The organism is Tepidanaerobacter syntrophicus (assembly GCF_001485475.2).
In the GTDB taxonomy this organism is placed as follows: domain Bacteria; phylum Bacillota; class Thermosediminibacteria; order Thermosediminibacterales; family Tepidanaerobacteraceae; genus Tepidanaerobacter; species Tepidanaerobacter syntrophicus.
The window spans coordinates 203460-229785 of the sequence record NZ_DF976999.1 but is presented as its reverse complement, the minus strand read 5'-3'; the positions used below and the strand labels follow the sequence as shown (position 1 = coordinate 229785).

The following is a 26326-nucleotide window of genomic DNA, read 5'->3' as shown; positions in this document are numbered from 1 at the left end:
CTTAGAATACAATACCTGAAACAAAATTTCGGTAGCTATAGCTACAAAAAGAATTTCCTGAAAATCGATTACAGAGTAATTTAACTCCTAACAATAATAAAATAATCAAAAAAGTCTATTGATTTTTTTAAAAGATAGTTATATAATCTAAACATGACATCATATGAGGTCATATAAAATTTCGTCAGGGAGGAATTATAAATATGAACCAGGAACATGTAACACAATTAAACGATGCTATTCGTGCAGTTAAATCAACGGATTTGAAGAACTTTTATTTTGTAGCATGCGGCGGGTCTATGGCAAATTTATATCCGGCACATTACATATTTGATAGAGAGATAGAAACTCCGTCTGCAATTTATTCATCAAACGAATTTGTTCACAGGGAACCGAAAGCACTAGGTAAAGGCAGTGTTGTAATTTTGTGTTCGCACTCAGGCAATACTCCTGAAACTGCAAAAGCCGCGGAATTCGCAAGGAAAAAAGGAGCTGTAACAATAGCTTTTTCAAATGTGGTTGATTCACCGCTTTGGAAAGCTGCAGAATTTCCGATTCACTATGATTATGGTGTCGAAGCCACGGCAAAAGAAGGAAATAGCGGGATGCTCTACAGATTAATTTTTGGTATTTTAAATGAAATTGCAGCAAATGAAAAATACGAAAAGGCCATCGGCTCGATAGATAATTTGCAAAAATTATATGATGTCAATAAGGAAATGACCTTTGATGCGGCAGATGAGTTCGGCAAGAAATATAAGAGAGAAAAACTTATATATACTATGGCTAGCGGTCCTAATTACGGTGTTGCATATTCATTTACAAGCTGCTTGCTAATGGAAATGCTATGGATTAATTCTAACGCCATTCATGCAGGAGAATATTTCCATGGTCCTTTTGAAGTTACAGATTTTGATGTGCCTTTTCTTCTTATTAAAGGGTTGGGAGAGACAAGACCTCTGGACGAAAGAGCTCACGACTTTGTTAAAAAGTTCAGTGAAAAACTGACTGTAGTAGATGCAAAAGACTTTAATATGGACGGAATAGATGAAGATTTAAAGAGTTATTTTACTCCGCTTATTGCCGGCGTAGTTTTGAGACAGTATGCAGACAGGCTTGCAGAGCACACAGGCCATCCGCTTTCTGTTCGCCGCTATATGTGGAAAATGGAATATTAATAAAATTTTAAAGGGGGTTACGCATCAATGAAACGTTTAATTATTTTAGCACTTTGTTTGGTTATGGTTGTGACTGTTGCAGCTTGCGGCACAAGTTCAAACCAGCAAGCATCAAAACCGGCCGAAAGCGATGGCCAAAAAGTAGAAATCAAGTTTTTTCACCGCTGGCCAAATGAGCCAAGAAATACGTTCTTTAAAGAAGCGGTAGCAGAGTTTGAAGCACAGCACCCAAATGTAAAAATTAATATGGACTGTGTTTTAAATGATTCCTACAAGGAAAAAATTCGTGTTTTAGTTTCTAACGAAGATTTACCTGATATATTTTCTTCCTGGTCAGATTCATTTGCTGAAAATATTGTATCATCAGGCAAGGTTAAACCATTAGACGAGCTTTTTGCACAAGACAAGGAATGGTCAAGCAATATTTTGGAATCTCAGCTTGGAGCATTTACTTTTGACGGCAAACTTTACGGAGTTCCCCTTACAATTGATGGCAAAGCTTTTGCTTACAACACGAAAATATTCGAGGATAATAATATAGAACCGCCAAAAACCTTTGAAGAATTTGTACAGATTCTTGATAAACTAAAAAAAGCAGGCTATGAAACCCCGATAATCGAAGGACTGTCAGATGCTTGGGCGATATCGCATTATATCGGTACGATAAATCAAAGATTAATAGATCCTCAAATTCTAGAAAAGGACTACAATCCAAAGACCGGGGAATTTACCGATCCATCATATGTTACGGCATTAAAAGCCTTTAAAACTCTTACAGACTACATGGGAGAGGTTGCAACTGCAATAGATCATGAAACTGCAAGAAATATGTTTGCAAACGGGGAAGTGCCAATAATATATATGCAGTTTGCAGAGATAAAATACGTGGAAGATGCAGGAATGAAAGATTTTGCCTTCTTTGATTTTCCGCCCTTTGAAAATGGAAAAGGCGATCCTCATGCACTGACCGGCGCACCGGAAGGGTTTATGTTAAGTAAAAATGCGCCAAAAGAGGCTGAAGAGTTTCTAAAATTCCTCACCTCTAAAGAAATGGCATTCAAATTTACAAAGGACTGTGGACAGCTCAATGCCATTAAAGGAGCTGTGACATCGGAAAATGCATCAGATAAGTCTTTAGCAGCATACGATGTAATACTCAATGCTACAAGAACTGTTCCCTGGTTTGACAATGCAGTAAATATCAATATAGCAGATGCATTTATGAGAGGATGCCAATCAATGGTTATAGGCGAGATGACACCTGAGGATGTAATTAAGTCAGTGCAACAAGAAGCTGCAAAATTGAGAAATAGTGCTAAATAAGAGCTTTTCGGGACGGGAAGACATGCGCCTTCCCTCTCCCCATTTTTACAAAAGGAGCGAGTGATATATATGAAACAACTTAAAAAGCAGATAACGCCATATCTCTTTATGCTGCCGTGCTTTATTCTGCTTTTTGTATTCATTTTCTTGCCGCTAATTCAAAACTTTATTTACAGTTTATATGATTTTGCAGCTTTTTCTCCAACAAAAACATTTGTCGGCTTAGCTAATTTTAAAGCTTTATTAAAAGATAAGGTTGTTGTTACAGGATTAACAAATAATGTTCGATATGCTATAATTTCTGTCATATGTCAGGTATTTGGCGGTTTGATTCTGGCTGCGATATTAGAGGATAAGCTTTTCAGAAGAATTGCCCCATTTTTTAGAGTGGTATATTTTATGCCGGTAGTTATCTCGATTTCCGTAATCTGCCTTTTGTTTAGCTTCATCTACCATCCTCAAATTGGATTATTAAACAATTTCTTAAAATTAATAGGTTTAGGCCATTTAGCAAAGCCTTGGCTGGGATTGTCTAAAACAGCACCTTATGCAGTTATAGCAGTATCTCAATGGCAGAGCATAGGCTACATAATGATGCTGTTTATTGTAGCAATTCAAAAAATACCTCAAGAGCTATACGAGGCTGCAGAAATTGACGGAGCAAGCAAAATAAGACGTTTTTTTAGTATAACCGTACCTCAGGTTAAAGAAACTATTTTCGTGACAACCCTAATAACAATAACGGGCTCAATGCTGGTTTTCAACGAACCTTATATATTGACCAAGGGCGGGGGTCCGGGCACAAGCTCTATAACTTTAGCCGTGCATATGTATTTATCTGGCTTTTTTAAAGACAAAATGGGTTATGCCTCAACTATTGCCATAGTAATATTTGTAATTACAGCGTTACTTGCTGTAATACAGTTTAAGCTATTTGGCGGCGGGGAGGAGGATTAACAAATGGCGAATAAAAAAATGAAAAGCTCACATAGACAAAAATTAGGATTAAGCGGCAGCTTCATTATGGTTTTACTAATACTTTGGGCAGTTATTATTCTTTACCCTCTTTTTTGGATGATTATGTCATCTTTTAAAAGTTATGATGAAATATATAGTAATGTATGGAGCCTGCCGGGCCAATGGCTTATCTCTAATTATGCAACTGCATGGGAAAAGGGAATATCAAGCTACTTTGTCAACAGTGTAATCGTCACAGCGGCAACAATAGCAGGAGTTGTCATAATCGCGTCGCTATGTGCTTACGGACTTAGCAGGTATAAATCTCGCGGAATCGATATAGCATTAATGCTTTGTACGGCAGGTATGATGGTGAATCCTCAGGTATGCCTTATTCCTCTTTATGTTTTATTGCAAAAGCTCGGAATACATAATACAAGATTAGGCCTCATTCTCCCGTATATTACTTTTAGACTGCCGCTTTCTGTCCTGCTTATCCGATCTTATTTTTTAAGCATTCCGAAGGAAATAGAAGAATCTGCCATAATAGACGGGTGCTCAGAGCTTGGCATTTATTCAAGAATATATATGCCTATGTCAAAGCCGATAATATTCACCACTATTATGCTTACTGCATACTATGCATGGAATGAATTCTTGTTTGCTATAATTTTTATAGACTCGGATAAATTAAAAACAATTCCATCTGGTTTAATGAATTTCAGGGATGCACTTCAAACCAATTGGGGCGTCCTGCTTGCAGGAATGGTAATTTCTGCCATACCAATGATTATTTTGCTAATCGCTCTTCAAAAGCATCTTGTAAGAGGAATGTCTGAAGGGGCACTGAAAGGATGATGAAAAATGAAGATGATTGCGGTAGGAGATAATGTAGCAGATTGTTACATAGACCAGGGACTTTATTATCCCGGCGGAAACTGTGTGAATGTGGCAGTAAACTGTAAACGCAACGGATTCCGGGAAAGTGCTTATATAGGCATTTTTGGAAATGACGACAAGGCACAACATATAAAGTGGGCGCTTGCTCAGGAAGGCGTAAGTTATGAGAGATCCAGAACAATGATAGGAATTAGCGGTCAGCCCAGAGTAAATCTTACACCGGAGAAAGATAGGGTATTTATAGGCGGGCCAAAGGATACTGTGCAGCATGTTGTAAGATTAAAAATAACGCCTAACGACTTGGAATATATATCAAAATTCGATATATGCCATACAAGCTGTTATTCGAGCTTGGAACCGGAACTTGAAGCTATTAAGAAATGCTGTGATATTTCCTTTGATTTTTCTGATATGAAAGATAATAAATATTTAGAGGCAGTGTGCCCTCATGTAAAATATGCCTTTTTGTCAGGCTCAGACATGAGCTTGAGCAAAGTGAAAGAACTTATAAATAAGTGCCATATGCTTGGCGCGGAAATTGTGGGAATAACCAGAGGGTCTAAAGGGGCTATTTTTTCCAAAGAAGGGAAAATATTCGAGCAGGATATAGTGCCTGTGAAAGTGGTTGATACAATGGGAGCCGGAGACAGCTTTATAGCAGGATTTTTAACCTACTATATTCAAAGCGGTGATATGGCTGCCGCGCTAAAATATGCAGCAAAATGCGCAGCAAAGACATGCACTTTTTACGGGGGATTTGGGTATCCTCATCAGCTGGAAAGTGAATAGACCTTATTACTGAGTAATCGCTTTTTTCTCTGCGCCTTGCTCGTAAGGTATGTCTACATTTATAACATACTTTACTCGACTTGCAAGTATATAGTTTAAAGAATAGTGAACCGGTATCTCATGAGGATCATATATTACTTTTTTTATAAAAAACAGAGGCTCGCTAGGGGTGCAATCCAGCAGCTTGCTGTAATCGCTTTGGGCGGTAACAACGCTAAATTCCTTATATGCTTTAGCCATGACAATTCCGTAATCTTTTTGAATTAGATTGAAAGTGGAGGTATTGTCGTGGATTTTTTCATGTATACCGGGATAAATATTAAGAGGAAAATAAGCAATATCGATACCCAGCGGTTCTCCTTCATCTATTATAAGACGCGTAAGCTCTAATACCTTAGAGCTTCCTTTAGTTTTCATTTTAAATATATTACACAGGTGATCATCTGCGTTAATTAATTTTTTTTCTAAAACCTTTGATAAGAAAGAGCGATTTTTGCTTACTAAATTTTCCGCATAACCTCCTAGATCTAATATCTTTATACTCAGCTTTTCCTTGCTTACAAAAGTTCCCTTGCCGTGTTTTACTTCAATAAGCCCTTCTTTGGCAAGCTCCTTTATTGCCCTTCTTACGGTTATTCGGCTTACGCCGTATTGCTCGCACAGCTGCTTTTCGTTTGGGAGTCTGTCTCCTTCTTTGTAAATTCCATTTAAAATGTCATTTTTTATCGCTAACTTTAGCTGTTCATACAAATTAACTTTGCTTGAATTATCCAGCATACCTTAAATAGCCTCCTTTTCCTAATATATTTTACAATAATCAAACAAATAAATCCACCTTAATATTCGCTAAGGTGGATTTAAGATTCTAATACTCAGGGAATAGACCTTCCGTGCTTAGATATCGCTCTCCGGTATCAGGAAGTATAGTTACTACTAGTTTACTCGGCTCTAAATCCGCTGCAATTTTCTGCGCTGCCCACACCGCGGCTCCTGATGAAATGCCGGCAAGGATTCCTTCTATAGTGGAAAGCTTTCGCGTCATTTCGTAGGCATCTTCATCTGTGACAGTGATAATTTCATCAATTAAATCAATATCCAAAACTTTTGGGATAAACCCTGCACCAATGCCCTGAATCTTATGAGGACCCGCCGCGCCTTTGGATAAAACAGCAGAAGATGACGGCTCCACTGCAATTGCTTTTATATTAGGCAATTCGGCCTTTAATTTTCTTGCAACTCCGGTAAATGTACCGCCTGTCCCGACTGTTGCAACAAAAGCATCTAGTTTGCCCTTTGTCTGATTCAAAATTTCCTTTGCTGTAGTTACTTCATGAGCGAAAGAATTGACAGGGTTGTCAAACTGCATCGGCATAAAGTATCTATTGGTTTTTGCAAGTTCTTCAGCCTTTCTTATCGCGCCATCCATGCCTTCTTCAGGAGGCGTAAGTATGAACTCGGCGCCATACGCCTTTAAAAGCTTTCTTCGTTCAATACTCATAGATGCAGGCATAACTAAAATAAGCCGGTATCCTTTTACTGCGCACACCATGGCAAGGCCTATCCCGGTATTGCCGCTGGTAGGCTCTATGACCGTGGAACCGGTTTTAAGAAGTCCTTTATCTTCAGCATCATTTATCATAGAAAGGGCAATACGATCTTTTATGCTGCCTCCCGGATTAAAAGACTCAATCTTAGCTGTTATACTTGCTCCTTTTTCAGGGGAAAGCTTGCTTAATTTTACCATAGGAGTCATTCCAATAGTTTCCAAGATGGAATCATAGATTATATTGTCAATGCCCATTTTACAAAACTCCTTTGACTTCTTGATTTATTTAAATTATAACGCTCAGAGAGGTTTTGTCAATTAACTGTTGAGTTTTGTTTAACATATTAAAACGTTAATACGTTAATACAGAAAATTAGGAAGAAACAAAAAAATCCGGTAAATTATAGTTTTTTGCGAAGGAATTAAAGTTAAGATGTTGAATATAGTATATAACATAACAAATTAAAAAATCTTGCAAAAAGCATAATAACTACTTTATCGCAAAATCGGCTTATAGCGAAATGGCTAGTGGTAATAGTAATTATCCATATGCTGCATATTTAACAAAAACTTGAGGTGATGGTGTTGATAATAGACGGAGAAAGTTTGAGGCTGGAAGATATTATAAAAGTTGCAGTTGAAAAAGAATCAATTGAGCTATCTTCAATATCAAAAGAAAAAGTTGAAGTATCAAGAGAATATGTAAACAAAATCATTGAAAATAATGAGGTGGTATATGGCGTAACTACCGGTTTTGGAAAGTTTTGCAATGTAAATATTTCATCTCAAGATACCCGGGATCTGCAGGTGAACTTAATTCGAAGCCACTCAGCCGGGGTTGGCGAGTATCTTTCCGAAGATGCGGTAAGAGCTATGATGCTGCTTAGGGCAAATGCGCTTGCCAAAGGATATTCGGGAATAAGATATTCCACACTTCAAACCCTTATCGATATGTTAAATAAAGGAGTAATCCCCAGGGTTCCATCGCAAGGCTCTCTAGGAGCCAGCGGAGACTTGGTTCCCTTAGCCCATATGGTTCTCGTTATGATAGGTGAGGGTGAGGCTTTATACAAAGGAAGAGTTATGCCGGGTAAAGAAGCTATGCAGCTGGCAGGAATAATGCCTGTAACACTTGAAGCAAAGGAAGGACTTGCCCTTATAAATGGTACACAAGCCATGACAGCCATAGGAAGCCTAGCTCTTGCTGAAGCAATAAATTTGTCAAGAATTGCTGATATATCTGCGGCACTGACTTTTGAAGCTTTAAATGGTGTGATAGATGCCTTTGACGAAAATGTTAATTTAGTAAGACCTCACAAAGGGCAGATAGAATGCGCAAGAAACATGAGAAAACTTTTAGAAGGAAGCAAATTTGTAACACATCAAGGTAATCCAAAAGTGCAAGACGCATATACACTAAGATGTATTCCACAGGTGCATGGTGCCGTAAGAGACGCATTAGAACATATTAAAGAGATAGTTGAAATTGAAATGAATTCGGCAACAGATAATCCCTTAATTTTCCCTGAAAGCGATGTGGTTATTTCCGGCGGCAATTTCCATGGGGAGCCCATAGCTATAAACATGGATTATATGGGGATAGCGGTTTCGGAGCTTGCAAGCATTGCGGAACGTCGGATTGAGCGCCTTGTAAATCCTAGCCTAAACGAGGGACTGCCTGCATTCTTGGTAGACAATGGCGGCTTAAATTCAGGCCTTATGATAGCTCAATATACTGCAGCATCACTGGTATCGGAAAATAAAACCCTTGCAACTCCGGCAAGCGTAGATTCCATCCCATCTTCAGCAAACCAGGAAGACCATGTAAGCATGGGAACCATTGCAGCAAGAAAAGCAAGAAGAATAGTTGAAAACACGAGAAACGTTTTAGCTATCGAGCTTTTATGCGCAGCACAAGCAATAGATTTGCGGCTAAAAGAAAATAAAGGAAAGGAGATGGGGAAGGGGACAAAAGAGGCATATAGGTTAATAAGGGAAAAAGTTGGTACATTGTCACATGACAGAGTTTTGTCAAACGAAATAAGCACAATTTCAAATCTAATTTTGACAAATGAACTTATATAAATAGAAAGTATAAAAAAGGAAGTGGTAAATATATATCTAATTTACTATTCTGTTTAAAAAATTCTTAAAAGGAGGATAACTATGCCAGAACTGACTTCAACAAAAGAACTTAAGCGAGTGCTTGGAAGAAAAGAACTTTTGTCTATTGCAATAGGGCAGACAATAGGCGCCGGCGTCTTTGCTCTGACAGGAGTTGCTATTGGAATGACCGGCAGATCTGCAAATATCGCAATGATAATTGCTGCACTCTTCACTCTTGCTATGACAGTTCCTATGATTTTTGTAAGCGGAACTATAAGGTTAAGAGGAGGATTTTATACTCAATTGGCTTTACTGGTCCATGAAGGTGCTGCAGGATTTTTTATAATTATCCATATAATTGCTTGGTGTACTTTGTCGATGTATGCAATAAGCTTTGCGGATTATACCCTGGCACTTATACCTGGATTAAATCACACCTTAGTGGCATTTGCTATGTTAACGATTTTTTATTTAATAAATTTGATGGGAATAGAAGCAGCAGCAAAGCTGCAGAACCTTATGGCGGTGATTATGGCGGTAGCACTAACCATATTTATTGTTTATGGTATGCCCAATATACAGCCAAATTTCTTTGGAGAGGGTTTTATGACACATGGATGGCGGGGATTGTTTTCTGCAGCTGCCTTAATGACATGGGCTACAGGAGGCGCAAATGTAGTTATACATCTTGGAGCTGAAGCCAAGAACCCCACAAAAGATATTCCTTTTGCTATAATAACAGGCACTCTTGTTATAGCTGCATTCTATGCTCTTATGGCAACAGTAGCTGCCGGAGTGTTGCCCGTAGAACAAGTGGCAAACAAACCCTTAACACTTGTAGCTCAAGAAATACTGCCATGGCCTTTGTATATCTTTTTTGTAGTTGGCGGTGCCATGTTTGCGCTTACAACAACACTAAATTCGTGTCTTGGCTGGATACCAAAACCAATACTTCAAGCATGCGTTGATGGATGGCTTCCTAGGGGTTTAGGAAAGTTAAACAAAAACAAGGTTCCATACATTATCCTTACTCTACTTTATATTGAAAGTTTAATACCTATATTTTTTAAAGTTAATATATCAACACTTGGAAATATGGCTGTCATTCTAAACAATCTATTTTTTGCCTTAGTTTGTTATTCTGCAATGAATATGCCAAAAGTTATCCCTGACCTTTGGGAGAAATCAAAATACCATGTTTCTTATGGTTCTTTAGTATTTTTCAGTCTTCTGGGAACTGCTTCGACAGTTGCTCAGATAGGTCTGCTTCTTGGAAATTTAACAAAAGCAGAGTTTATAGGCAATATTGCTGTAGCAGTATTTGCAACGCTGTATTCTGTGATTATGTTAAGAAGTGGGAAGGTACATATGGAAGTGAGCTATGAAGAAGCTTAAAGTTTAATTTTTATGATTTGCTATAAATGGAAATTAAAAGTTGAAGGAGGAATTTTTAATGAAAGTCTATCCGAATTTATTTAGCCCCCTGCAAATCGGGCCGCTAACCTTTAAAAATAGAATAGAAGCGGCACCGGGAAATACAGGGTATAATACAGAAGAGGGTTTTTTAACACCTGAGACAGTTGCGTATTTTGAAATGAAGGCAAAGGGTGGCGCAGCTCTTGTTGTAATAGGAGAAAGCAATGTTCATACAAAGACTGGCGTAGCTCACGGAAGGATGCCATGTCTTGACAACCCTGATATCTTACCCTCATTAATTCGTACTACTGATGCTATTAAACGCCATGGAGCTTTTTCATCAATTCAATTAGTTCACCCCGGAAGAAGAGCGAATGCTGATTACTATAAAGGTACAATATACGGTCCTAGCGCAGCGCCGCCTCTATTTGGAGGACCTATTGTAGAAATGGATGAAGATATTATAGCTGAAGTCGTTGAAGCTTTTGGAGATGCCGCAGAAATGGCAAAATTAGGTGGATGCGATATGTGCATGGTTCATGGTTCACATGGATGGCTTTTGCATCAGTTTTTATCACCACTTACAAACCATCGCAAGGATCGATTTGGCGGAAGCATTGAAAACCGTGCACGTATTTCTTTAATGGTCGTAGAAAATATAAGAAAGAAGTGTGGTCCGGGTTTTCCGATTGAATTTAGGCTAAGTGGAACGGAGCATACGGAAGGCGGTTATACTATTGAAGATATGGTAGAATTTTCCAAGATGCTCGACGGCAAAGTTGATATAATACATGTTTCGTGCGGAACATTTCATGATCCAAAAACAAATGTAAAAATGTTTTCATCACCCTTTTGCGAGCGAGGATTGAACGTCCCGCTTGCCGCAGCCATTAAAAACGCAGTAAAAACAAGTAAAGTTGCTGTCGTAGGTGGTTTAAACGATCCGGCTATGATGGACGAAATAATAGCAAGTGGGAAAGCTGATATTGTAGCGATAGGCCGCGGGTTACTTGCAGATCCTTATTTACCTAAAAAGGCAAAGATGAGAAAAGCGAATGATATTACCCCATGCCAGCGTTGTCTTGTTTGTTTAAGCGGAGATTTTGTACCTTATGTAAAGTATCCAACTCGAAGCCTTAGATGCACTGTTAATCCAATTATTGGCAGAGAACAAGAAGCGATGGTCGTAAAACCGTTCGAAGGACGTAAAAAAGTGCTGGTTATTGGCGGTGGACCTGCCGGGATGGAAGCCGCAATAACTGCAGCAGATATGGGGCATGAAGTTGTTCTTTGTGAAAAAGAGGATAAATTAGGAGGCCTTATTAACTTTTCAGAGCATGTCCCATTTAAAATTGACTTAATGAAGTTTAAAGATCTTCTTATTCAACGTGTAAATGAGAGAGCAATAAAAGTAATGCTTAATACAGAAGCTACACCTGAAGTTGTTGAATATATCTCGCCGGACGTTATCATTGCAGCAGTTGGGGCCCACCCAATAATTCCAAATATTCCCGGGATCGATAGTGAAAAAGTCGTTTTAGCCGCTGATATTTACAATAAAAATGTGAATATTGGTGATAATGTAGTGGTAGTAGGAGGCGGCCTGGTGGGATGCGAAGAAGCGCTTTATTTTGCCCAGCACGGTAAAAAAGTAAAAGTGCTGGAAATGAAGCCCGAAGTTATACCGGACGGGGCATATTTATATCGAGAAGCGCTTCTTTTAGAAATAGCAAAATACCCGATAGAGCTTTTAACCAATACTATATGTAAAGAAATTAAAAATGAAGGTGTAATTGCAGTAACGGCAAACGGCGAAGAAAAGCTATACGAAGCTGATAATGTAATAATAGCCGTAGGATTAAAGGCTGATCCAAATGATACTAATAAATTTAGAAAATATGCACCAGAATTTTATCTTATTGGCGACTGTTTAAAACCAAAAAGGGTATTAGAAGCAATTCGAAGCGGCTATGATGCAGCAATGAGCATATAGTGCAGTAATAATCTTTGCATAAGCCCTACAAAATTTTGTAGGGCTTATGCAAGTAAAAAAATCAAAGGTAAAGTCGGGCATAAAAATAACCAGACAAAACCCACCTACAATTCTATGAATCGACTAAAAATTTATAGGAGGTATGCCATTAATGGAAAAAGATCTTTTTACAGAATATGCCCGACTAGGTTTTTTCAGAGACCTTCTTTGCAACAATATTAAATACGAGGAGGAAATTTTAGAATTTGAGAAAGAAATTGCTGCAGACTTTAGACCTAATATAGTTATGGTCGCAGCTATTGACAACTATCACTTGCAATTTGGCAATAAGAGCGAGATACAGCGGCAGAATTTAAGACTTGCTGTATTGGAAAGCCTTAAAGAAGCAGTTGAAAATCTTTATACCTTAGTAGTGCCTATGGAGGAAGATTTATATGCACTACTTTTTCAACTCAATAATAAAGAAGAAACAAGAGAGAAAGCCTTAGATATCGGCCAAAATTTGCAAAGATACATCGAAGACGAAACGGGTATATCCATAACAATAGGAATAGGCCTTCCTTGTAAAAATATTTTCGATCTACATCTTTCATATAAAGATGCACTTCGGGCATGTCGCCATAAATTTTACACTGGCACCGGACAAGCAATTCATATTGCAAACACTATTCCTTTTATAACAGACCCTAATATCTTTTCTATAGAAATTGAATCTCAGTTTTCTGTAAAAATACTCAGCTGTGATAAGAAAGCTGCTTTTAAGATTTTAGATGATTTTATAAGCTCAATCACTAACAAAACGCCAAACATCGATCCTGTAATTGTTAAAGCAAGATTTAATGAAATTGCCTTGATAATTATAAGGGCGGGAATAGAGGCGGGAATTCGATCGGAAAAGCTTGGAATATTAAGCCGTAGGTTTTTAAAGAGAATAGCAGAAAGCGATACATTCTTAGAATTAGAAAATCAGACCAAAGAACTTGTCTCGCAAATAATCGATGAGATATCTAGACGTAGGAAACACATGAATACCAAACTATTTGAAGAAGCTATCGAGTATATTAATGATAATTTTGCAAGTAATATAACCTTAGAAGATGTATCAGAACACGTTCACATAAGTCCATATCATTTTAGTCATGAGTTCAAGAGATTTACAAGCATGAATTTTATAGAATACTTAACAAAAGTTAGAATAAATGAGGCTAAAAAGCTTCTTTTGACAACAGATTTGAGTATAAAGGAAGTAAGCAGCCAAGTAGGATACCAAGATTCAAGTTATTTCGGTAGAGTTTTTAAGAATGTTGAAGGTGTGCCGCCGAGCAAATTTAAAATAGATAATCAAGTATATAAAGAAGAAAAAATAAAGAGTAGTGGAAAATAAAATCAGACTTAAATCAAAGCATATCCAAACATTATTACAAAAAGGAGAGAGATAAAATGCTTAACAATTATGATATTTCAAAGGCAATGAAAATAAAGCTTGATGATGAATTGCCGGAAATGCCGAAATTTGTGGAGGGCATTAGAAGAGCTCCTAGCCGGGGGTTTAATCTGACAAAGGAACAGACCAAAACTGCACTAAAGAATGCCTTGAGATATATACCGGAGCAGTACCATGAAAAACTTGCACCTGAGTTTTTAGATGAGCTTTTAACTTATGGCAGAATTTATGGCTATCGTTATAGGCCTCAGGGGAGAATATATGGAAGGCCTATCGACGAATATAAAGGCAAATGCCTTGCCGGAAAAGCCTTTCAAGTTATGATAGACAACAATCTGGATTTTGAAGTAGCGCTTTACCCTTATGAGCTTGTAACATATGGTGAAACCGGCAGCGTATGCCAAAATTGGATGCAGTATAGATTAATTAAAAAATACCTTGAGGTAATGACTGAGGATCAGACGCTTGTAGTTATGTCAGGGCATCCCCTTGGTCTTTTCCCCTCAAAGCCGGAAGCTCCAAGAGTAATTATAACAAATGCCTTAATGGTAGGCATGTTCGACAACCATGATGACTGGGAAATTGCCGAAGAGATGGGAGTTGCCAATTATGGACAGATGACAGCGGGAGGCTGGATGTACATCGGGCCCCAGGGAATAGTTCACGGAACCTTCAATACACTATTAAATGCCGGGAGATTAAAACTTGGTATTCCCCATGATGAAGACTTGAAAGGCTATCTATTTGTCTCGTCAGGTCTTGGCGGAATGAGTGGAGCACAACCCAAGGCAGTAGAGATTGCCGGTGGTGTTGGAATTATAGCCGAGGTCGACTATTCCCGTATTAAAACGCGCTACGACCAGGGATGGGTGAAAAAAGTATCGTCAGATTTAAAAGAAGTATTTGATACTGCTCATGAATATATGAAAAAGAAAGAACCTATGTCTATTGCCTATCACGGCAACATAGTTGATTTACTGGAATATGCAGTAAAAAATAACATTCATATTGACCTATTATCAGACCAAACCTCATGCCATGCAGCATATGACGGCGGATATTGCCCTCAAGGCCTGACTTTTGAGGAGCGCACCAAGCTGCTTGCAACAGATAGAGAAAAATTCAAACAGCTTGTTGATAAAAGTTTGAGAAGGCATTTTGAACTTATAAAAACCTTGGTTGATCGCGGCGCTTACTTCTTTGATTATGGAAATTCCTTTATGAAGGCAGTGTTCGACGCAGGCGTAAAAGAAATATCAAAGAATGGCAAAGATGAGAAAGATGGCTTTATATTCCCTTCCTATGTTGAAGACATAATGGGACCGGAACTTTTTGACTATGGTTACGGACCCTTCCGCTGGGTTTGCCTAAGCGGCAAGAAAGAGGATTTAAGAAAAACAGATAAAGCAGCTATGGAATGCATTGATCCAAACCGCAGAGGCCAAGATAGGGACAACTATATCTGGATTCGCGATGCGGAAAAAAATAAGCTGGTAGTAGGCACACAGGCAAGGATACTTTATCAAGATGCCGAAGGGAGAATGAAAATAGCCCTTAAATTCAATGATATGGTAAGAAAAGGAGAAATCGGGCCTGTGATGCTTGGAAGAGACCACCATGATGTGAGCGGAACCGATTCACCCTTTAGAGAAACAGCTAATATAAAAGACGGCAGTAATGTAATGGCAGACATGGCTACACAGTGCTTTGCCGGCAATGCCGCAAGGGGTATGAGCCTTGTAGCCCTTCACAACGGCGGAGGCGTAGGCATAAGTAAAGCCATAAACGGGGGCTTCGGACTGCTGCTAGATGGAAGCAAAAAGACCGATGATATTATAAAGTCCGCCCTATTATGGGATGTAATGTGCGGCGTTGCAAGACGCTCCTGGGCACGAAATCAAAACTCTATTGAAACAGGTGTAGATTTTAATAAAAATTATGATAGCCTTGGTCATATTACACTTCCGTATATACCAAAACAAGAACTGATAGATGAAGTAGTAGACAAAACTTTATAAGGAGGAACCACCTTGAATCCAATTGTTGAATGTATTCCAAATTTCAGTGAAGGCAGACGCCAAGAGGTCGTTGAAGCTATTGCTGATACAATAAGATCTGTAGAAGGCGTAAGGCTTCTAGACTATTCTGCTGATAAAAACCATAATCGCAGTGTTTTTACATTTATTGGCAATCCGAAAGCAGTAGCAGAAGCGGCTTTTCTTTCCTGCAAAAAAGCAGCTGAATTAATCGATATGACAAAACACAAAGGGGAACATCCAAGGATGGGCGCTACCGATGTAATACCTTTTGTACCTGTGAGAGACATCACTGTAGAAGAATGTATAGAGCTTTCTAAGAAAGTTGGAGAAAGAATTGCGGAGGAACTTTCAATTCCCGTCTTTTTATATGAAGATTCAGCTACAAAGCCTGAGCGGAAAAACCTTGCAGATATAAGAAAAGGCCAGTTTGAAAAAATGGCAGAAAAATTAAAGGACCCTCAATGGGCTCCTGATTTTGGAAAACCGGAAATTCACCCTACGGCAGGGGTAGTAGCTGTTGGAGCGCGCAAGCCACTTATAGCTTACAATATCAATCTTGACACATCAGACATAAAAATTGCCGATACGATTGCAAAACTCATCCGCGAAAGAAGTGGAGGGCTAAAAAATGTAAGGGCTATCGGGGTAATGTTAGAAGATAGAAACCTGGCCCAGGTGTCAATTAACATGGTAGACTATGAAAGAACAGCTCTTTACAGAGCCTTTGAGATGGTCAAAATGGAGGCAAGGCGTTATGGAGTCAATATAGTAGGCAGTGAAATAGTAGGCCTTACTCCTATGAAAGCCCTTATAGATGTAGCTGAATACTATTTGCAATTGGAAAACTTTGATTCCAATAAACAGATATTGGAGAATTACTTGCTACAGTAATTGATTCATTATATAGATTGCGGGCGGTCAAAGACCGTGATAAAACAGCAAGGGGCATTAAGCTTTTGCCCCTAATCTTTGATAAAAATAGAGGTGAAGTTTTGAAAGACACTGGACAACTTGTTATAAAAAATATTGGCATGCTTGCAACCCCAGAAGGGACAAGCTGTTTGAAAGGCGAGGAACAGGGAAATATAAAAATACTTAAAAATGCATTTATTGCAGCCTCCGAAGGTAGAATTACTGCCATAGGCGAAGATAAGGAACTTAAAGATATCCCTATAAATGATGATACTGTTGTTATCGATGCCGAAAGCTGCCTTGCAACTCCAGGCCTTGTAGATCCACATACACACCTGGTTTTTGGAGGGTGGAGGCAAAAAGAGCTTTCATTAAAGCTAAAAGGTGCCGGCTACCTTGATATATTGAGCATGGGAGGAGGAATACTAAGCACCGTAGAGCATACGCGCAAGGCAAGTTTTGAAGAGCTGGTGCAAAAAGGCAAAAAATCCCTTGATATAATGCTAAGCTATGGAACAACCACCTGTGAGGCGAAAAGCGGATATGGTTTAAATGTAAAAGATGAGATTAAATCCTTAAATGTAATTAAAGAGCTAAATAAATTACATGCAGTTGACTTAGTCCCTACATTTATGGGAGCACATGCTATTCCAAAGGAATATCAAGGAAGAGCTGATGATTATATAAAATTAATAAAGGAAGAAATGATTCCAAAGGTTGCAAAAGAAAATCTGGCAGAGTTTTGTGATGTATTTTGCGAGGATAGGGTTTTTGATGTAGAGCAGTCAAGGGATATCCTCGAAACAGGCAAAAGACATGGTCTCATTCCTAAAGTCCATGCCGATGAGATAACGCCCTTAGGAGGCGCATCGCTTGCCGCTGAAGTTAAGGCTATTTCTGCTGAACATCTGATTCATGCATCAGATAAAGGTATTGATGATATGGCAAAGGCAGGTACTATAGCAATCCTTTTGCCGGGAACATCTCTCTATTTAGATGAATCCTTTGCAAGAGCGAAAACCATGATAGAAAAAGGCATTCCGGTAGCCTTGGCTTCTGACTTCAATCCCGGTTCATGCCCTACAGAATCACTGCAGCTTATCTTAAATCTTGCCTGTATAAAATACAAGATGACGCCTGAAGAAGTATTAACGGCTGCAACACTAAACGCCGCTGCGGCTATTAACAGGTCATCTGTTGTAGGAAGCTTAGAAGTTGGAAAACAGGCGGATATCCTGCTTTGGGATTCGCCTGATTTAGACTTTATAGTATATCATTTTGGTGTAAATTTAGTAAAAACCGTTGTTAAGCAGGGTAAAATAGTAGTGGATAAACATACAATGAGGTGAAGTATATGAAAACTGATATCGAAATAGCTCAAGAAGCTAAAATCAAGCCGATTAAGGAAATAGCCGAATCTGTCGGACTTGAAGAAAAAGATATATATTATTATGGACCATATAAGGCAAAGGTTAATATTGATGTATATAACAGATTAAAAGATAAAAAGGATGGAAAATTAATCCTTGTAACTGCCATAACCCCTACACCTGCAGGCGAGGGAAAGACCACAACAACAGTAGGATTGGGCGATGCGCTAAATAAATTAGGCAAAAAGACCATGATAGCCTTAAGAGAACCCTCCCTTGGACCTGTATTCGGCATAAAAGGAGGGGCGGCAGGCGGAGGGTACGCCCAGGTTGTTCCAATGGAAGATATAAATCTGCATTTTACAGGTGATTTCCATGCAATTGGAGCTGCAAATAATCTCTTGGCAGCTATGATAGATAATCACATTTATCAAGGAAATGCATTAAAAATAGATCCTCGTAGGATTGCCTGGCGCCGCTGTGTAGATATGAACGACCGTCAGCTTAGATTTGTAGTTGACGGCTTAGGAGGAAAAGCAAACGGCGTTCCAAGAGAAGATGGATATGATATCACCGTGGCTTCCGAGGTAATGGCTGCTTTTTGTCTTTCGCAAAATCTTACAGACTTAAAAGAAAGACTTTCAAAAATAATTATAGGCTATACATACGACGGAAAACCTGTGACTGCCGGGGACCTTAAAACTCACGGCGCTATGGCTGTTCTTTTGAAGGAAGCTCTAAATCCAAACCTAGTCCAGACAATTGAGGGCACACCTGCTTTTGTTCATGGAGGACCCTTTGCTAATATAGCTCACGGTTGCAACAGCCTTATTGCAACAAAAACTGCTTTAAAACTTTCGGATTACTGCGTAACCGAGGCAGGCTTTGGGGCAGATTTGGGCGCAGAAAAATTTGTCGATATCAAGTGCCGGCAGGGAGGATTAAAGCCTGATGCGGCAGTATTGGTAGCAAGCGTTAGGGCATTAAAGCTTCATGGAGGTGTAGACAAACGCAATTTAGGCGAAGAAAACCTCGAAGCACTGGAAAAAGGTATGGATAACCTTCAAAAACATATTGAAAACATTACTGAGAAGTTTGGATTGCCTTTAGTTGTAGCCGTAAACCGCTTCCCGGGTGATACTGAAGCTGAGCTCAATATGGTGCTTGATGTGTGCAACAAGGCTAAAGTGCCTGTAGCCCTCTCGGAGGTTTTTTCAAAGGGATCAGAAGGTGGCATAGATTTGGCTGAGAAAGTAGTTCGGGCAGCAGAAAAAGGTAAGAATCACTTTAAATTTGTGTATCCCTTAGAAGCCGGCATCAAGCAAAAAATTGAAATTATAGCTCATGAAATATACGGAGCTGATGGTGCGGATTTTACAAAAGAAGCAGAAAAGGAGATTGCAAATCTTGAAACATTAGGATATAAGAATTTGCCTATATGTATGGCCAAAACTCAATATTCGCTTTCGGATAATCCTAAGCTCTTAGGAAGACCCAAAGATTTTAAAATAACTGTAAGGCAGGTAAAGGTATCGGCAAGCGCGGGATTTATTGTGGCACTAACCGGTGAGATTATGACACTACCGGGACTTCCTAAAGCACCTGCAGCGGAAAGAATTGATATCGATGAGTCTGGAAGGATTACCGGTCTGTTTTAGAAAAGGTATACCTTTAACAAAGGAGTGGTAAAATAAAAGTGATCAACAGCAGCATAAGCATAAAAGAATTTTTGGATGTTTTAGCTTCCAAGGAGCCTACTCCGGGAGGAGGTGCTGCTTCAGCACTGGTTGGAGCTATAGGAACGGCTTTGATGTCAATGGTTGCGAACCTGACAGTTGGAAAACAAAAATACAAAGAAAGCGAACCTCTTATGAAAGAATTGCTTGAGGAAGCTGCAAGACTTCAAAAGGATTTAATAAAATTAATGGAAGAAGACACCGAAGCATTTAACAAAGTTACTGCAGCTTTTAAAATGCCAAAAAACAATGAAGAAGAAAAGGCAAAACGAAAAGAAAAAGTACAAGAAGCTCTTAAAGGTGCAGTTGAGGCTCCTTATGAGATTATGGAAAAAGCTGTAAAAGCATTGCATTTATACGAAAAGTCTTTAGGCCATACAAACACTTCTACAATTAGCGATACAGGAGTTGGCGCTTTGTGCTTAAAAACTGCCCTTTGCGGTGCGTGGCTTAATGTAAAAATAAATCTTGGCAACATTGATGATGATGACTTCGTACAAAAATACAACGAAAAAGTCCAACAACTTTTAAATGAAGGAGTAACGTTGGCAGATGCAGTGTACGAAGCAGTATTAGAGAGCTTATGAAAGATAAACTGCTGCAAATATGTATTAAGGTAAAATAAGATAACATATTTACTGGCAAAAGAACGAAAATTTTGATAAAATATAGCTAATATTAAGGCAGAGTAGGTAACTTGCGTCAAGTGCCAAGGGATGGGACGTTGCCCTTGGACGAAAAGCTTTTCGCTTGCGGTAAGTTATCGCGTTCGCTGCCACATCAGAGGAACAAAGCCTTTTTCCGTTGGTGTGGCAGAATAACATACTGCCATTAAAAATGGAAGGAGGCTTATTTTAATGAAAAAAATTTCTACCAGAGAAATGGTGTATTTATCCTTTCTTGTTGCTCTAAATATCGTACTGTCAAGGGTGGCAAGCATCAGGATAAACATTGGAACAGTTGAGGGTATAAGGATAGGTTTTGGAGCTTTTCCGACTATCTTTGCAGGCATCATGTTTGGCCCTCTTGCCGGTGGGATAGTAGGTGCATTAGGAGATTTCTTGGGATTCTTCATAAACCCCAGCGGTTTTTACTTTCCTCCAATTACGCTTTCAGCGGCATTAGGCGGCATGATTCCCGCTTTCATTCTCCAAACCTTTTTCAAAAACCAACCTGACACCCTATGGCAATATATTATAGCTATTGGTATCGGCCAAGTTATAACATCAGTTATCTTAACACCATACTTTTTACAGCTTGGCTTTAACATACCATTTCTTGTTACGCTGCCGGCGAGAATAGTCGCTCAGTGTATCAACGTCCCCCTCTATTCTTTTTTGACGCTGGCAATTAAGAAAAAAACAGGTTCAATCCTTACTTACAGCCCCAAATAGGGGCTTTTTTACTTTCTGTTTACATTTGCACATAGTTTGCTTCAAGTGATATAATTTATTTAATTAAAACTTCAAAAGGTGTGATTTTTCTTGAGAATAAATGATATTGAAGTGGGGAAGATAAAGATTCCTTTGAAAAAGCCGTTTAAAACTGCCTTGCGCGAAGTCTATGAACTAGAGAATATGATTGTTAAGATTACCACTGATACAGACAGCATTGGTTATGGGGAAGCGGCTGTGACTCCTGTGATTACAGGAGATACCATAGGCTCTATAAAGTGTGCCATAACAGACTATATAAAACCAAAGATTATCGGCATGGAAGTAGAAAACCTAGAATCGATAATGACAGAAATAGATGCATCACTTGTACATAACGAAAATGCAAAAGCTTCGGTTGATATGGCAATATATGATTTGTTCGGACAGTTTTATGGCGCGCCGGTTTTTAAGCTTCTTGGCGGATTTAGAAATAAAGTAGTGACAGATATAACAATCAGTGTGAACGAGCCGGAAGATATGGCAAAAGATGCAATAGAAGCTGTTGAAAAAGGTTATGAGACACTTAAAGTGAAAGTAGGAAAAAATCCTTCCAAAGACTTGGAAAGGTTAAAAGCTATAAGAGCAGCAATTGGCTATGATATTGATATCCGCATAGATGCAAATCAAGGTTGGACGCCAAAAGAAGCGGTTAAGATATTAAGAAAAATGGAAGATGACGGGCTTTGCATAGAACTTGTGGAACAGCCGGTAAAGGCTTCTGATATAATAGGGCTTAAGTATGTTGCCGATAATGTGGAAATTCCCGTATTAGCCGATGAAAGTGTTTTTTCACCTCTTGATGCAGCAAATATTATTCAAAATAGGGCAGCAGACTTAATAAATATCAAGCTTATGAAAACAGGAGGGATTCACAATGCACTGAAAATATGCGATCTTGCAGAAACATATGGTATTGAGTGTATGCTTGGGTGTATGATGGAAAGCAAGATTGGTCTTACTGCGGCGTGCCATCTTGCGTGTGCAAAAAGTATAATAACCCGCTTTGATTTAGATGGGCCCAACCTATGTGCCGAAGATCCGGTTATAGGAGGAGCAAACTATGATGAATATGTGATAACATTAGATAATAAACCGGGGCTAGGCTTTAAAGAAATAAACAGTGTCGAGTACTACTAATTTTATTAAGGGTGAGTTTATGTTTGAAAGCACTGAGCACTTAGAACTTTTTACCGATATGATGTCGGAAGGCTTTATAGTTATTGACAATAATGGCACCATACAGATATATAACAATAAGGCAAAAGAGATATTTGGCATCCTGCACAACCAGCAGATAAGCCATCTAAAGGGGAAAATTAACGATGGCGACATAGTTATTATAGGCGATAACGCAGTAGGAAAAGACGACGGCGGTCTTGATTCAGAATCCCTTGAATATATAGGTGTTCGTGATAAGAGAATAAGAGAAGACGATGTTTTGATTGCCGTAGGGGCTTATAAGGATAGCAGTGTTAAGCCTGTGTATATATGTAAAGGCAGTGATGAAGTAAAAAATGCCCTTAAAATGGAAACTAAATTTCTAGGTATCGACATTAAAGTTGTTATAGATCTTGTAAATAAAATAATAACTATCGAAGCAGACGGCGAAAAATACAGCATGAACTATGTCAGATACATTGGGCATCTTGTAATTTTAGACAGAGCAACAAAGAAAATGAAATTCTATCAGGCTCAGGGCTATACGGCAAGAGGCGAAGGATTAAAGGATATATTGGACGGCAAAGAATATATGGCAAAAGGTGAAAACTCTGAGTTCCTGAATGTTATTGGAAAAAATGTTTTTGAAATTCACAAAGGATGCAAGACTATTAAGGAGTTTTACGATGTAGCGAAAGGCGAAAATATAAGCTATATAGATGAATTCAAGGAAATAAACGGTTTTCCCACGATGTGCACATTGATACCCGTTGATAAAGACGGTAAAAGAATCGGAGCAGCACTTAAGGTTGAGGATATTTCCGAAATTAAGCGAGTCATACGAGAAAGAGATGATGCACTATTCAACCTTGAAAAAGTTGAAAAAGAATTGCATGAAGAAAAGATGCTAAAGGAACTTTTCCCAAATATAATTGGTGAAAGCAAAAAAATGAATTACGTCAAGAAGCTTGCCCTAAAGGCTGCAAATACAAATTCTACAGTCTTAATTTTAGGTGAAAGCGGCACAGGCAAGACGCTTATAGCAAAAGCTATCCATGAACGAAGCAGAGGGGATAAGCCTTTTGTCCATGTAAACTGCGGCACTATACCGGATACCCTTCTTGAAAGTGAGTTATTTGGCTATGAGCGCGGAGCTTTTACAGGAGCTAGAGCTGAAGGAAAAAAAGGCTTTTTTGAAATGGCAAATGGCGGCACGATACTTTTAGATGAGATTGGAGAAATATCGCCACCCCTGCAAGTAAAATTGCTCCAAGTCCTTCAAGATAGAAGTTTTTACAAAATCGGCGGCCAAGAAAAAATAAAGGTCGACGTTAGGGTTATAGCAGCATCTAACAGAAATCTGGAGGAAGAGATACTTAAAGGCAATTTCAGAGAAGACTTGTACTACAGAATAAATGTGTTTCCGATATGGATACCGCCACTTAGAGAAAGAAAAGAGGATATATATCCCCTAGTAGAGGCTCTCCTGCCGGCAATATGTGAAAAAGTAGGCTGTGGCAGAAAAACCCTTTCAGTTGAAGCTCTTAATATGCTTTTAAACTATGACTGGCCGGGAAATGTACGAGAACTGGAAAACATCCTTGAACGAGCAGTTAATCTGTGTGATGGAAATTCTATTTTTTCAAAACATCTAGTATTAAAACCAAATAACAATGAAAACTTTGAAATAAGCGACATAGTCCCTCTGAAACAATCGGTTGCAGAATTTGAAAAAGACACTATAAAAAGAACCTTAAAACTGCATAAAGGCGACAAAAAGAAGACTATGAAGAGTCTTGGTATGAGCAAAACGGCTTTTTATGAAAGACTTAAAAAATATGATATCCAGTAAGTCCGGATAACCGGAATTAGTTCTATTTATGGGAAAGACTGTTTCAAGGTATCTAAATCGATGTAATTCAAGTATTACATCTTTTTACACATAAAAAGTATTCCTGAAAATAGGAAATTAAGTGTTTATGTTCAAAAATTACTTACGAAAATTCAGTATTTTTGGTTGGCATGTTTTTTGCTGAGATATAAAGTAATATATTTTAACGGCGTCAGCGTTTATTATATAAACGATATAAATAACCAATATCTATTATTATTAAGGGGGTTTTAAAGTATGTTCAAAAAGAAAGGAATAGCATTACTTACAATTACCTTGTTGGTTTTATCACTTATTGTAACAGGTTGTTCATCAGGTGGCGGCAAAAACGAGGGAACCGGGTCAAAAAAAAGATGAGTACTCAACAGCTTATTCCGGAGAAATTTCTACAATTAATTATTTAACTACGGCCACCACTTCGGAATTTGCCCTTGCAGCAAATTTAGTAGACACTTTAATTGATTATGATAAGTATGGCGTAGTGCAGCCCTGCCTTGCTACAGAATGGAGCGTATCCGAAGACAAACTTGTTTGGACATTTAAACTTCGCCAAGGCGTCAAGTGGTATACCTATGAAGGTAAGGAGTATGCAGAGGTAAAAGCACAAGACTTTGTTGATTCAATAAAGTACATACTGAACCCTGATAATGGGTCCAAAACTTCGAATATAGTTTATGGAGTTATTAAAAACGCCGAAAAATACTACAATGGAGAAATTACAGATTTTAGCCAAGTCGGCGTAAAAGCTATTGATGATTATACCCTTCAATATACACTGGAAAAACCAATACCATATTTTCTATCTATGTTGACATATGTATGTTTCTTTCCTGTTAACGGGCAATTTTTAGAAGAAGTCGGCGACAAATTCGGCACCGACAACGTTAATTTTCTTTACAATGGTGCATATATAATGCAGACATTTGAGCCTCAGACAAGAAGAGTACTTGTGGCAAACGAGAATTATTGGGACAAAGAACATGTGTATATTAAAAAACTGAACTATATTTACAACAAAGAAGCGGCAACACTGGCACCAGAGCTATTTTTGCGTGGCGATATTGACTATGCGGATATTCCAGCATCAGTTCTTGATGAATGGATGAAAGACCCTGAGAAAAAGGACTTAATTCGCCCAAATAGGACAAATTTCTATACATATTTTTATGCTTTCAACTTTAATCCGCATTTTGCGGCAGAACACGAGCCTGATAATTGGAAAATAGCGGTTAATAATGCAAATTTCCGTAAGTCGATTTTCCATGCGCTTGACAGGAAAGCGGCAATGCTTACTGCAGAACCTTATAACCCTGAATACAGACTAAACAACACAATAACCCCTAAAAATTTTGTAGACTTAAACGGAACTGATTACACCTTATTAAATGGCCTTGCAGAATTTTCGAACACCGATTCCTTTAATAAAGATTTAGCACTTAGCTACAAAGAAAAAGCCATAGCTGAATTGCAGGGAAAGGCAAAATTTCCTGTAAAAGTTTTAATGCCTTACAATACAGGTCTTACTGATTGGATAAATCGTGCTCAAGTAATAGAACAGCAGCTGGAAAACCTTCTCGGCGCCGATTACATCGATGTTGTAATAGAGGCCTACCCGCCAACAGGATTTTTGGATGCTACACGGCGCGCAGGAAATTATGCTTTAATGGAATGCAACTGGGGTCCGGATTATGCAGATCCGGAGACGTATACAGATCCCTTTGTTCCTGACAGCAACTATAATTGGCCTCATATGGCAGAAGGTTATACCGAAACAAATGGCAAAACCAAATATGAAAACATGGTAAATGCTGCAAAGTCTGAATATCTTGACCTTGAAAAACGCTATACTTTATTTGCTGAAGCTGAAGCATTTTTGATAGATCAAGCCTTTGTAATACCGTATTCAGTGGGCGGTGGAGGCTACTCAGCATCAAGGCTTAATCCTTTTGAATCACCATATTCGCCTTTTGGTGTTTCCAGCGAGAGATTTAAAGGACAAAAGATACTTGATAAGCCCATGAATACCGAAGAATTTAATGAAGCGCTCAAACAATGGGAGAAAGAGCGTGCTGAAGCATTAAAGAAAGCGGCGCAATAGGAATAAGTATTGAAGGACTATTTTAAAATAGTCC

The 26326-nt window shown here is 38.6% G+C and carries 20 protein-coding genes and 1 riboswitch; of the genes, 18 read left to right on the top strand and 2 right to left on the bottom strand.

The features are described 5' to 3' along the window. The first annotated feature begins 203 nt into the window (after positions 1-203). The 5 genes from TSYNT_RS01975 (at position 204) to TSYNT_RS01955 (ending at position 5147) form a co-directional block, all read left to right on the top strand. Positions 204-1178: an SIS domain-containing protein gene (locus TSYNT_RS01975; protein ID WP_059031483.1), complete on the top strand. Its 975-nt coding sequence runs from the start codon at positions 204-206 to the stop codon at positions 1176-1178. 27 nt (positions 1179-1205) lie between these two features. After that, positions 1206-2501, top strand: a complete 1296-nt coding sequence (locus tag TSYNT_RS01970) for an ABC transporter substrate-binding protein (protein WP_059031482.1) — start codon at positions 1206-1208, stop codon at positions 2499-2501. Between the two features lie 69 nt (positions 2502-2570). Continuing rightward, positions 2571-3458, top strand: coding sequence for a carbohydrate ABC transporter permease (locus TSYNT_RS01965; RefSeq protein WP_059031481.1), 888 nt, complete (start codon positions 2571-2573; stop codon positions 3456-3458). Between the two features lie 3 nt (positions 3459-3461). Next, the gene (locus tag TSYNT_RS01960) at positions 3462-4316 is read left to right on the top strand and encodes a carbohydrate ABC transporter permease (RefSeq protein ID WP_059031480.1); all 855 of its coding nucleotides are present in this window, start codon (positions 3462-3464) and stop codon (positions 4314-4316) included. 6 nt (positions 4317-4322) lie between these two features. Next, positions 4323-5147, top strand: coding sequence for a PfkB family carbohydrate kinase (locus tag TSYNT_RS01955; protein WP_059031479.1), 825 nt, complete (start codon positions 4323-4325; stop codon positions 5145-5147). Between the two features lie 6 nt (positions 5148-5153). Here TSYNT_RS01955 and TSYNT_RS01950 read toward each other — a convergent pair whose 3' ends face one another. Together TSYNT_RS01950 and cysK are read right to left on the bottom strand one after the other, a co-directional pair. Beyond that, complete coding sequence (locus TSYNT_RS01950; protein ID WP_059031478.1) at positions 5154-5924, bottom strand: GntR family transcriptional regulator; 771 nt, start codon at positions 5922-5924, stop codon at positions 5154-5156. 88 nt (positions 5925-6012) lie between these two features. Continuing rightward, complete coding sequence (gene cysK / locus TSYNT_RS01945; protein ID WP_059031477.1) at positions 6013-6948, bottom strand: cysteine synthase A; 936 nt, start codon at positions 6946-6948, stop codon at positions 6013-6015. A gap of 321 nt (positions 6949-7269) precedes the next feature. On the opposite strand from cysK, the gene hutH reads away from it, so the two are divergent. The 13 genes from hutH (at position 7270) to TSYNT_RS01880 (ending at position 26292) form a co-directional block, all read left to right on the top strand. Further along, positions 7270-8778: a histidine ammonia-lyase gene (hutH, locus tag TSYNT_RS01940; RefSeq protein WP_174221064.1), complete on the top strand. Its 1509-nt coding sequence runs from the start codon at positions 7270-7272 to the stop codon at positions 8776-8778. 81 nt (positions 8779-8859) lie between these two features. Then, positions 8860-10194 carry an APC family permease gene (locus tag TSYNT_RS01935; protein ID WP_059031475.1) on the top strand — a complete coding sequence of 445 codons (1335 nt, stop codon included), beginning with the start codon at positions 8860-8862 and terminating at the stop codon, positions 10192-10194. 58 nt (positions 10195-10252) lie between these two features. Continuing rightward, entirely contained in the window at positions 10253-12208 is a 1956-nt protein-coding gene (locus TSYNT_RS01930) for an oxidoreductase (RefSeq protein ID WP_059031474.1), read from the top strand. Between the two features lie 151 nt (positions 12209-12359). Then, positions 12360-13592, top strand: coding sequence for a helix-turn-helix domain-containing protein (locus tag TSYNT_RS01925; RefSeq protein ID WP_059031473.1), 1233 nt, complete (start codon positions 12360-12362; stop codon positions 13590-13592). Between the two features lie 56 nt (positions 13593-13648). Then, positions 13649-15670, top strand: coding sequence for a urocanate hydratase (locus TSYNT_RS01920; RefSeq protein ID WP_059031472.1), 2022 nt, complete (start codon positions 13649-13651; stop codon positions 15668-15670). A 12-nt stretch (positions 15671-15682) separates the two neighbouring features. Continuing rightward, positions 15683-16582 carry a glutamate formimidoyltransferase gene (gene ftcD / locus TSYNT_RS01915; RefSeq protein WP_059031471.1) on the top strand — a complete coding sequence of 300 codons (900 nt, stop codon included), beginning with the start codon at positions 15683-15685 and terminating at the stop codon, positions 16580-16582. A 101-nt stretch (positions 16583-16683) separates the two neighbouring features. After that, positions 16684-17952, top strand: a complete 1269-nt coding sequence (hutI, locus tag TSYNT_RS01910) for an imidazolonepropionase (RefSeq protein WP_059031691.1) — start codon at positions 16684-16686, stop codon at positions 17950-17952. Between the two features lie 5 nt (positions 17953-17957). Further along, positions 17958-19631: a formate--tetrahydrofolate ligase gene (locus TSYNT_RS01905; RefSeq protein WP_059031470.1), complete on the top strand. Its 1674-nt coding sequence runs from the start codon at positions 17958-17960 to the stop codon at positions 19629-19631. A 38-nt stretch (positions 19632-19669) separates the two neighbouring features. Further along, on the top strand, positions 19670-20296 hold the full coding sequence (locus tag TSYNT_RS01900; RefSeq protein WP_083497603.1) for a cyclodeaminase/cyclohydrolase family protein: 627 nt from the start codon (positions 19670-19672) through the stop codon (positions 20294-20296). A 95-nt stretch (positions 20297-20391) separates the two neighbouring features. Next, a riboswitch (THF riboswitch) is annotated at positions 20392-20486 on the top strand. Positions 20487-20566: 80 nt separating this feature from the next. Beyond that, a complete protein-coding gene (locus TSYNT_RS01895; protein ID WP_059031468.1) occupies positions 20567-21103 on the top strand; it encodes a folate family ECF transporter S component in 537 nt (178 codons plus the stop codon). Between the two features lie 90 nt (positions 21104-21193). Further along, on the top strand, positions 21194-22282 hold the full coding sequence (locus TSYNT_RS01890) for a dipeptide epimerase (protein ID WP_059031467.1): 1089 nt from the start codon (positions 21194-21196) through the stop codon (positions 22280-22282). Positions 22283-22301: 19 nt separating this feature from the next. After that, complete coding sequence (locus TSYNT_RS01885) at positions 22302-24155, top strand: sigma-54 interaction domain-containing protein (protein WP_059031466.1); 1854 nt, start codon at positions 22302-22304, stop codon at positions 24153-24155. A 355-nt stretch (positions 24156-24510) separates the two neighbouring features. Further along, the gene (locus TSYNT_RS01880; RefSeq protein ID WP_083497602.1) at positions 24511-26292 is read left to right on the top strand and encodes a peptide ABC transporter substrate-binding protein; all 1782 of its coding nucleotides are present in this window, start codon (positions 24511-24513) and stop codon (positions 26290-26292) included. The last annotated feature ends 34 nt before the right edge of the window (positions 26293-26326 follow it).

Coding starts and splice junctions, on each gene's coding strand:
- TSYNT_RS01975 (WP_059031483.1), top strand. CDS start 204: ATGAACCAGGAACATGTAACACAATTAAACGATGCTATTCGTGCAGTT.
- TSYNT_RS01970 (WP_059031482.1), top strand. CDS start 1,206: ATGAAACGTTTAATTATTTTAGCACTTTGTTTGGTTATGGTTGTGACT.
- TSYNT_RS01965 (WP_059031481.1), top strand. CDS start 2,571: ATGAAACAACTTAAAAAGCAGATAACGCCATATCTCTTTATGCTGCCG.
- TSYNT_RS01960 (WP_059031480.1), top strand. CDS start 3,462: ATGGCGAATAAAAAAATGAAAAGCTCACATAGACAAAAATTAGGATTA.
- TSYNT_RS01955 (WP_059031479.1), top strand. CDS start 4,323: ATGAAGATGATTGCGGTAGGAGATAATGTAGCAGATTGTTACATAGAC.
- TSYNT_RS01950 (WP_059031478.1), bottom strand. CDS start 5,924: ATGCTGGATAATTCAAGCAAAGTTAATTTGTATGAACAGCTAAAGTTA.
- cysK (WP_059031477.1), bottom strand. CDS start 6,948: ATGGGCATTGACAATATAATCTATGATTCCATCTTGGAAACTATTGGA.
- TSYNT_RS01935 (WP_059031475.1), top strand. CDS start 8,860: ATGCCAGAACTGACTTCAACAAAAGAACTTAAGCGAGTGCTTGGAAGA.
- TSYNT_RS01930 (WP_059031474.1), top strand. CDS start 10,253: ATGAAAGTCTATCCGAATTTATTTAGCCCCCTGCAAATCGGGCCGCTA.
- TSYNT_RS01925 (WP_059031473.1), top strand. CDS start 12,360: ATGGAAAAAGATCTTTTTACAGAATATGCCCGACTAGGTTTTTTCAGA.
- TSYNT_RS01920 (WP_059031472.1), top strand. CDS start 13,649: ATGCTTAACAATTATGATATTTCAAAGGCAATGAAAATAAAGCTTGAT.
- TSYNT_RS01905 (WP_059031470.1), top strand. CDS start 17,958: ATGAAAACTGATATCGAAATAGCTCAAGAAGCTAAAATCAAGCCGATT.
- TSYNT_RS01895 (WP_059031468.1), top strand. CDS start 20,567: ATGAAAAAAATTTCTACCAGAGAAATGGTGTATTTATCCTTTCTTGTT.
- TSYNT_RS01885 (WP_059031466.1), top strand. CDS start 22,302: ATGTTTGAAAGCACTGAGCACTTAGAACTTTTTACCGATATGATGTCG.